Origin of the sequence: Lactiplantibacillus herbarum, assembly GCF_001039045.1 — a bacterium.
GTDB classification, from domain to species: Bacteria; Bacillota; Bacilli; order Lactobacillales; family Lactobacillaceae; genus Lactiplantibacillus; species Lactiplantibacillus herbarum.
Window position 1 is genome coordinate 1 of the sequence record NZ_LFEE01000051.1, and the last position, 1,789, is coordinate 1,789.

Consider the following 1,789-nt stretch of genomic DNA (forward strand, 5'->3'; position numbering starts at 1 on the left):
AATTAGATCTTTGAAAACTGAACAAAGTTTCGACGAATCAAATGTGTAGGGTCTCTTGATCTTTGAATCAAGAACAAAAACATTTGCGAAGTCAATTCGCTAGCAAATAAATTTTTACAATTTTTAAAACGAGCTTTAAAACTTATCATTAATTTGAGAGTTTGATCCTGGCTCAGGATGAACGCTGGCGGCGTGCCTAATACATGCAAGTCGAACGAACTCTGGTAATGATTGGTACTTGTATCATGATTTACATTTGAGTGAGTGGCGAACTGGTGAGTAACACGTGGGAAACCTGCCCAGAAGTGGGGGATAACACCTGGAAACAGATGCTAATACCGCATAATAGCTTGAACCGCATGGTTCGAGTTTGAAAGATGGCTTCGGCTATCACTTTTGGATGGTCCCGCGGCGTATTAGCTAGATGGTGAGGTAACGGCTCACCATGGCAATGATACGTAGCCGACCTGAGAGGGTAATCGGCCACATTGGGACTGAGACACGGCCCAAACTCCTACGGGAGGCAGCAGTAGGGAATCTTCCACAATGGACGAAAGTCTGATGGAGCAACGCCGCGTGAGTGAAGAAGGGTTTCGGCTCGTAAAGCTCTGTTGTTAAAGAAGAACATATCTGAGAGTAACTGTTCAGGTATTGACGGTATTTAACCAGAAAGCCACGGCTAACTACGTGCCAGCAGCCGCGGTAATACGTAGGTGGCAAGCGTTATCCGGATTTATTGGGCGTAAAGCGAGCGCAGGCGGTTTTTTAAGTCTGATGTGAAAGCCTTCGGCTCAACCGAAGAAGTGCATCGGAAACTGGGAAACTTGAGTGCAGAAGAGGACAGTGGAACTCCATGTGTAGCGGTGAAATGCGTAGATATATGGAAGAACACCAGTGGCGAAGGCGGCTGTCTGGTCTGTAACTGACGCTGAGGCTCGAAAGTATGGGTAGCAAACAGGATTAGATACCCTGGTAGTCCATACCGTAAACGATGAATGCTAAGTGTTGGAGGGTTTCCGCCCTTCAGTGCTGCAGCTAACGCATTAAGCATTCCGCCTGGGGAGTACGGTCGCAAGACTGAAACTCAAAGGAATTGACGGGGGCCCGCACAAGCGGTGGAGCATGTGGTTTAATTCGAAGCTACGCGAAGAACCTTACCAGGTCTTGACATACTATGCAAATCTAAGAGATTAGACGTTCCCTTCGGGGACATGGATACAGGTGGTGCATGGTTGTCGTCAGCTCGTGTCGTGAGATGTTGGGTTAAGTCCCGCAACGAGCGCAACCCTTATTATCAGTTGCCAGCATTAAGTTGGGCACTCTGGTGAGACTGCCGGTGACAAACCGGAGGAAGGTGGGGATGACGTCAAATCATCATGCCCCTTATGACCTGGGCTACACACGTGCTACAATGGATGGTACAACGAGTTGCGAACTCGCGAGAGTAAGCTAATCTCTTAAAGCCATTCTCAGTTCGGATTGTAGGCTGCAACTCGCCTACATGAAGTCGGAATCGCTAGTAATCGCGGATCAGCATGCCGCGGTGAATACGTTCCCGGGCCTTGTACACACCGCCCGTCACACCATGAGAGTTTGTAACACCCAAAGTCGGTGGGGTAACCTTTATAGGAACTAGCCGCCTAAGGTGGGACAGATGATTAGGGTGAAGTCGTAACAAGGTAGCCGTAGGAGAACCTGCGGCTGGATCACCTCCTTTCTAAGGAATATTACGGAAACCTACACAACATTCGTTGAAACTTTGTTTAGTTTTGAGAGATTTAACTCTCAA

The 1,789-nt window shown here is 48.0% G+C and carries 1 rRNA gene; it reads left to right on the plus strand.

From position 1 onward, the window contains the following. Positions 1-149: 149 nt before the first annotated feature. Positions 150-1,717: ribosomal RNA gene (locus ACG95_RS13840) — 16S ribosomal RNA — on the plus strand. The last annotated feature ends 72 nt before the right edge of the window (positions 1,718-1,789 follow it).